The following is a 5,952-nucleotide window of genomic DNA, read 5'->3' as shown; positions in this document are numbered from 1 at the left end:
CGCTGTAATTATAACTCATTTGAGCGTAAAAGTAAATAAGGATTTAAAACTTTTCCAAAAATGTCCGCATGATTCTATAGAAATTCTACAAAACACTATCTATATATATCTTATATACCTTTTCATTTCCCGGTTTAAGCTACTAATACCGTTTTGAAATCCAGTGGAGTCCAGACCGATTTTTACATTTAGCTGCCCGATTTCTTTAGCCAATTTCTCACCACCTTTTGAGCATAAAAAAAAGCACCTGGTTGCAAGGTGCTATAAGATTTCATCAATATACACTTTCTCGTTTACTAGTTTTTTGTTTAATAGTTTCAAGTAATAGATGATGTCCATGGAGTCGATATCGTTTAAGGTCCAGCCCTTATCAAGAAGTGCTAGATAAAGCTGGTCAATAAAATCTTGGGGGTCCATGGCATCCCCGTCTACCCGTTTTTTCCTTCACCTGCTGTGGCGCTGCTTACCTCACCTACCACTTCATTAATACACTTGGTGATAGTAGGGATTAAGTCTTTAGATGCAAGACCATCATAAAGCTCATCCCGGCTAAATTGATTTCCAAAGAGCTCCACGATATAGTCCATCAGCTTATCCAGCTCTTCAGGCAAGATGTTATCAAAGTTTATTTCCTGTGACACGGCAATGGTCCTTCTTACCATCCGGGCGCTGATAAAACCAGCGGTGTAAGTCTTGTCTTTGCCGTTAATTTTAATACAATATCCAAGGCTTAGGTCCCCCTTTCTATAGCTCCGGGTTGAATGCCGTAGTATCCCCAGGCACTTTATCAAACCAAGTATCTGCTCCTAGAAACTCTTCATTGTCCTCATCTGCGGTGTGTTTCCACTGGCCATCATGTACCCGAGCCATAAAGGTAAATTTCACCTTAGGGGTTTTATGCTCTACATTATCCTTTTTAGTGGTAAAGTCTTCAGCTATTGGCTGGGCTACTCCTTTTAAGAGCCATATATAGCGGTACTTGCCGTTAGACTTCAAGCTCTTAAACCCTAGGGCAACATGAGGCGGAACGTCGGCGGCTTTTTCAATCAGCACCCCTTCTTTTAGTTCGTTGCCTAGGATTTTAGCTCGAATGGCTAAAGGTAAATCTGCTGTCTCTATTTCTACATCTATTTTGCCCAAAGCTGATACAGACTCCCACAGCTGGTCATCTACATAAAGCTCCTGAGTATTGACCGCCGGGTTAATGGTAGCATTGATAGCTCCCACCATTGGCTCTGGAGCTTCATAGGTTAATTCATCTTTACTGTCCACTGTTAAAATAGCAAAATGTAAATCGTTTAATCCTACCTGTGCCATTTTACATAACCTCCTTAAAAAATCGCATTGCTTTGTGATAAATCTTCACGTCATCTTCATACAGGTCATAAAAGCTTTGTTTTATAAAACCTGCCGCCAGCATCTTTTCATGCACAGCTTTAACCAGGTCGGTATAATCTTTCTTACTCCACACATCAACTTGAACATAATGACCGGTAACAAGCTCCTTATCATCGGCATGCTGCTCGGGTTTATCTAGATAGGTGAAAAAAGTGATATAGGTATCGGCCGCTCCAGTGTAAGTTTGAAAAGAAACCGGCACTTTAATATCCCCTAAAGCTGTTATCACATCTTGATTAATGCTCATAGCCCTAATCCCTTTATTAGCTCATCTTCTATCTTTTCCATTGCCTTTTCTTTAGATTTTTCATAACCCGGAGCCATAAAGGGTTTAGCTTTCATTTTGATTGTACCGAATTCTAAAAATTTTCCATACCAGCCTTCTTTACCGGGACCTACTTCTACATACTTTGCTCCATCTTTGGTTTTCACCCTAGATACTTCAATACTCTTTTTTAGTGTGCCGGTTTTTCTAGGAGCCTCTTGTTTAATGGCTTCTTTCATCACTTCTCCCGCTTCCCGCAGGGCTTTATTCTCTATCCTACTTCCTTTAGCACCTAGCTTTTCTACTTCAGTTATTAGGTTTTCTATTCCATCAAGTTCTAAATTAGCCACTGCCTACCACCTCCAATGCCTTGATTTCCATATAGCGGTTCTGGTATTTAATGTTATCAATAGCGGTAATGTCATACTGCTTTCCTTTAAAAAGTATCCGCATAGTGGTGTCGACACCTTCAAGGTAGCGTATAGTAAACTTCACCGTATTTTCCGTCTGGACGGCAGCCGCGGTAAAATACTCTCCACCATGAAGATTAGTGACTTTTGCCCAAACGGTTCTCTCATCCTCCCAGGTTTCTACCTCAAAACCGTTTTCATTGATGCTGGTCGCTTTCTTCTGCAGGGTAATCCGGTGTCTTAAATCGCCAATCTCCATGGGTCTCACCAGCTTTCCCTGCGAAGATTTCCAAGTATCAGTTTCATCACTTTAATGGTTTCTGAAATACCACCGCTCTCGTTTTTCATGTAATAGTGGGCTCCCTCTCTTTTCTCATACATATTAGCCACACAGTAGAGAACAGCTTGCCTTAATACTGCCGGTATTTCTTCAAATTCAGATAAGGGGTATCTCAAGATATCTTCGCAAATTTCCTGGGCGGCAAGAATTAAATTAGTGATGAGTGCATCTTCTTCATCACCATCTATTCTTAAATACAGTTTTGCTTCTTCCAAAGTTACCACCATACACTCATCACCCCCTTATTTGTTAACCTGATTCCATCAGCCCTGCTGCTTTTAGCTCCTTACCCTCAAAGGTTAGCTTGCCGCCAGCAGCAATCTCCAGCTCACCTTCCACCACCCAATGCTCGCCGCCCTGCTCGCTATAGTTTTTAACGTTACTCATCTATCTCACCTACGCTTTCATCTCGAGGATTTTTACAGCTTCTTTTAAGATAAGCTTGCCGTCCACCCGCTGAGTAGCCCGAAAGCCCACCTGGCCATTGGCTGCATAGAGTTCGTTTAGCCGCTGGAAAGCCCGGCCCTGACGGTCTGCTATCCAGTAATAGCCGAAGTCTCCAAAGGCCATCACCTTGGCTCCCGGCTGGATAGTGGGCACATAAGCCGAGGTTTTTACCGGACGGTTTAAGATGGTATCCGGCTCCCCTGCACTCACCGAAGGCTGCCATAGATACTGGCCATTGCCGTCTTTAAGCTTTCTAATCTCTTTTACCGTAGCATCGTTGGTGATGAAAGTAGCCCGCTTGCGGTAGGGGGATTTTAAGGAATAAAAGAGGTCAATAATCTCATCCATTTTAATAGCCGCTGCAGTAGTAGTTACCCCGACCTCTCCGCCGTAGGTGTCATCAAAGATGCCGGTAGGTTTTCCCTCACCATCTCCCACTAAAAAAGCTTCCTCTTCTTTGGCTCCAATGCGGCGGGCAAACTCTTTAGCGATATAGCTTTCCAGATTGAAAATGCTGTCGTTTAACAATTCTTCTGAAACCTTGATCATGGTGGCTACCTTGTAGGCGCCAATGGATACCTGTCCGAAGGCATCGTCATCTTCCGGGATAAGCCCCTCTTCATCTACCCAGGAGGCAGTACCCTTGGAGGCTACCACCGGGATTTTCCTATCTCCGCTGGAGGTGGTAATCACTTTAGCCAGCTGGCGCATGACGTTTTCTTCTTCCAAAGCTTCTACCAAGGTGCGCTCAAACTCATCCGGGACCAGGTAGCCCCCTTCAGAATCGGTACCGATGGTTAAGGCGTTTCGCACCTCATAACCACCCTGGTTGCGCATATGGTTCCAAAAGGCTTGGGCATATTCACTAGAAGCCCGGCCCTCTTTTTCTGCCTCTTTTCCAGGGATGGTCTTTAAAGCCTGGCTGGTGGCTTTGGCAAGCTCTAAATCAATGGCCGCCTGGCGCTCCAAGCGCTCAATCTCCTTACCTAAGTTAACCACCTCGGTTTCCATTTTTTCATAAGTTGCGGTATCCTCCACCGATAAAAGACCGTCCTCTCCTCGTCTTTCATCCAGGAAGGCCTTAGCCTCTTCCCAAACTTTAGCCCGTTTTTCCCGCAGTTCAATAATCTTACTCATCTTGTTTTCCTCCTTATTTAATCAATTCCAGCCGTTTAACCAGCTGCTCGTAATCAACTCCGCCGGGCTCCTTAGCCATCTTTGGCTTCTCCTTACCCGGCAGTTTCCGCAAGAAAGCATTTACCACAGTAACCTTATCAAACATGAAATCAATCACCTGAAGTGGTGGCTTGCTGTAGAGAATCTCATCAGCAAAGCCTAGCTCCACTGCTCTCCCGGCGCTAAACCAGGTCTCGGCGTCCATCATTTTAGCGATTTGTGTTCGCTTAAGACCCGTCTTGGCTTCAAAAGCATTGATGATGGCTTCCTTGACTTCCGAGAGCATCTCGATGCCTTTTTGCATGTCGGCTTCCTCACCCCAAACAAAGGTAGCCGGGTTGTGAATCATCAGCATGGCGGTAGGTGACATAATCACATCATCCCCTGCCATGGCAATGACCGCTGCGGCACTGGCAGCAATGCCGTCAATCTTGACGGTAACCTTGCCTTTGTAATCTTTAAGCATGGTGTAAATTTGACTTGCGGCAAAAAAATCACCCCCTGGGGAATTAATCCAGACGGTGATGTCGCCGGTTCCTGCTTCTAATTCAGTTTTAAATTCCTTAGGGCTTACTTCATCCTCGAACCAACTCTCTGGAGCAATGTAGCCGTCCAGGTAGAGGGTTCTTTCTGCTTCGTTTTTAATCCAGTTCCAAAATTTCGGTATGGTCATCACCCCCAGTACTTTCTTTTGCATAGGCTCCTACGTCTTTAAGTTTCAGCATGTTACCGTTAACCATAAAAATATTTCCTCCTTCCTCATCTGGTATGGGGTTCATGTTTTCTAGGCTTCTTACATCGTTTGGAGACATGAAGCCGTTTTGAATCCCCACAGAGTAACCTTGCATTCTCGATGCATAGTCGCCTCTAAGTAGCCCATCAACTACAAAGCTAGTAAAATAATCTCCCTTTTCCTTTTCGCTAAATAGCGCCTTGTTAAATGCTTGCTCTAGCCGCACCAACCAGGGCCTGATGGTGTGCACCACAAAGCTGATGGATTGATGCTCGATATTACTAAAAGTAGCCCGGTCCAGATTGGCCACCAAATGGGGCGGCACTCTAAATATCCGGCAGATTTCTTCAATCTGAAATTTGCGAGTTTCTAAAAATTGGGCCTGTTCTGGCGGCATGCTTAAAGTTTTAACACTCATGCCTTCTTCCAGCACCGCTACCTTATGAGCATTCTCGCTGCCCCGGTAGATCTTGTTCCAACTATCCCGGATTCTTTCCGGATCTTTCAAGAGCCCGGGATGTGAAGCACCTCTTCCCGGCGCAAGAGGTATTCCTGCCCGTCTTTTAAGTAGCAGTAGTAAAGCTCTCCTTTCTCCGTGCGCCCCACCTCCATGCGGTCTGGCAGCAAAGGGTAAAGAGCAATAACCTTGCCCCTGCCATCCCGGATAATCTGGGCGTAGGCGTTGCCCCACAGTAAAAGATGACCCATCATCGTTTCCCGCAGCACAAATGAAGTCATCTCCGGATTGGGTTCGTCATGGAGCAGATAGTAAAGGTTATGGTCCATGGCCTTTTCCTTGCCCTGCCCGGTGCGCCGGTAGACGTGCAGAGGCAGTGATGCGATGGTCTCTGATAACACCCGCACACAGGCATAGACTGCCGAGGTAGTCAGGGCTGTGTGCTCATTGACGGTCTTACCGCTGGGCGTAGGGCCGAAAAAGAAGGTATAGGTGCTTTGCCAGAAGCTGTTTTTAGGAGCGGCTCTGGATTTAAATAAGTTTGACAGGATAGGTATTTTCATACAAGAGTTCTCACCTCCTTAAAAATGGGCATGAAAAAAGCACCTCCATCGAGATGCCATTATAGATTAATCAACAATTTTTGTGTTTGACAATTGTAAATCTATATTACGTCCGCCATACATTATTCTTACTATTGCAACCGTCTTTTCTTCTTCAATTACT

Annotated in this window: 10 protein-coding genes and 1 pseudogene; all 11 read right to left on the bottom strand. The window is 45.1% G+C overall.

Annotation, left to right across the window (positions count from 1 at the left end; translation table 11 throughout):
• Window positions 1-261 precede the first annotated feature (261 nt).
• The 11 genes and pseudogenes from BUC45_RS11460 to BUC45_RS11410 all read right to left on the bottom strand — a co-directional run bounded on the left by BUC45_RS11460 (window position 262) and on the right by BUC45_RS11410 (window position 5,789).
• On the bottom strand, window positions 262-417 hold the full coding sequence (locus BUC45_RS11460) for a hypothetical protein (RefSeq protein WP_296972455.1): 156 nt from the start codon (window positions 415-417) through the stop codon (window positions 262-264).
• An 11-nt stretch (window positions 418-428) separates the two neighbouring features.
• Window positions 429-641 carry a hypothetical protein gene (locus BUC45_RS11455; protein WP_296972453.1) on the bottom strand — a complete coding sequence of 71 codons (213 nt, stop codon included), beginning with the start codon at window positions 639-641 and terminating at the stop codon, window positions 429-431.
• A gap of 103 nt (window positions 642-744) precedes the next feature.
• Window positions 745-1,317, bottom strand: coding sequence for a major tail protein (locus BUC45_RS11450; protein ID WP_296972451.1), 573 nt, complete (start codon window positions 1,315-1,317; stop codon window positions 745-747).
• Window position 1,318: 1 nt separating this feature from the next.
• Window positions 1,319-1,645, bottom strand: coding sequence for a hypothetical protein (locus tag BUC45_RS11445; RefSeq protein WP_296972450.1), 327 nt, complete (start codon window positions 1,643-1,645; stop codon window positions 1,319-1,321).
• Entirely contained in the window at window positions 1,642-2,013 is a 372-nt protein-coding gene (locus BUC45_RS11440) for an HK97-gp10 family putative phage morphogenesis protein (RefSeq protein WP_296972448.1), read from the bottom strand. The genes BUC45_RS11445 and BUC45_RS11440 overlap by 4 nt, the downstream gene beginning before the upstream one ends.
• Window positions 2,006-2,332: a phage head closure protein gene (locus BUC45_RS11435; protein ID WP_296972458.1), complete on the bottom strand. Its 327-nt coding sequence runs from the start codon at window positions 2,330-2,332 to the stop codon at window positions 2,006-2,008. The genes BUC45_RS11440 and BUC45_RS11435 overlap by 8 nt, the downstream gene beginning before the upstream one ends.
• A gap of 5 nt (window positions 2,333-2,337) precedes the next feature.
• Complete coding sequence (locus BUC45_RS11430) at window positions 2,338-2,640, bottom strand: head-tail connector protein (RefSeq protein WP_296972446.1); 303 nt, start codon at window positions 2,638-2,640, stop codon at window positions 2,338-2,340.
• A 22-nt stretch (window positions 2,641-2,662) separates the two neighbouring features.
• Window positions 2,663-2,800, bottom strand: coding sequence for a hypothetical protein (locus tag BUC45_RS11425; RefSeq protein WP_296972443.1), 138 nt, complete (start codon window positions 2,798-2,800; stop codon window positions 2,663-2,665).
• 9 nt (window positions 2,801-2,809) lie between these two features.
• Window positions 2,810-3,997, bottom strand: a complete 1,188-nt coding sequence (locus tag BUC45_RS11420) for a phage major capsid protein (protein ID WP_296972442.1) — start codon at window positions 3,995-3,997, stop codon at window positions 2,810-2,812.
• 13 nt (window positions 3,998-4,010) lie between these two features.
• Window positions 4,011-4,733, bottom strand: a complete 723-nt coding sequence (locus BUC45_RS11415; RefSeq protein WP_296972441.1) for a head maturation protease, ClpP-related — start codon at window positions 4,731-4,733, stop codon at window positions 4,011-4,013.
• Window positions 4,678-5,789, bottom strand: a pseudogene (locus BUC45_RS11410) (phage portal protein). Before BUC45_RS11410 ends, BUC45_RS11415 begins: the two are co-directional and overlap by 56 nt.
• Window positions 5,790-5,952: the final 163 nt, after the last annotated feature.

Source organism: Tepidanaerobacter sp. EBM-38, from assembly GCA_001896545.1.
GTDB lineage: Bacteria > Bacillota > Thermosediminibacteria > Thermosediminibacterales > Tepidanaerobacteraceae > Tepidanaerobacter.
This window is presented reverse-complemented; position numbering and strand designations above follow the sequence as displayed.

Coding starts and splice junctions, on each gene's coding strand:
- BUC45_RS11420 (WP_296972442.1), bottom strand. CDS start 3,997: ATGAGTAAGATTATTGAACTGCGGGAAAAACGGGCTAAAGTTTGGGAA.
- BUC45_RS11430 (WP_296972446.1), bottom strand. CDS start 2,640: ATGGTGGTAACTTTGGAAGAAGCAAAACTGTATTTAAGAATAGATGGT.
- BUC45_RS11450 (WP_296972451.1), bottom strand. CDS start 1,317: ATGGCACAGGTAGGATTAAACGATTTACATTTTGCTATTTTAACAGTG.
- BUC45_RS11435 (WP_296972458.1), bottom strand. CDS start 2,332: ATGGAGATTGGCGATTTAAGACACCGGATTACCCTGCAGAAGAAAGCG.
- BUC45_RS11425 (WP_296972443.1), bottom strand. CDS start 2,800: ATGAGTAACGTTAAAAACTATAGCGAGCAGGGCGGCGAGCATTGGGTG.
- BUC45_RS11460 (WP_296972455.1), bottom strand. CDS start 417: ATGGACCCCCAAGATTTTATTGACCAGCTTTATCTAGCACTTCTTGAT.
- BUC45_RS11445 (WP_296972450.1), bottom strand. CDS start 1,645: ATGAGCATTAATCAAGATGTGATAACAGCTTTAGGGGATATTAAAGTG.
- BUC45_RS11415 (WP_296972441.1), bottom strand. CDS start 4,733: ATGCAAAAGAAAGTACTGGGGGTGATGACCATACCGAAATTTTGGAAC.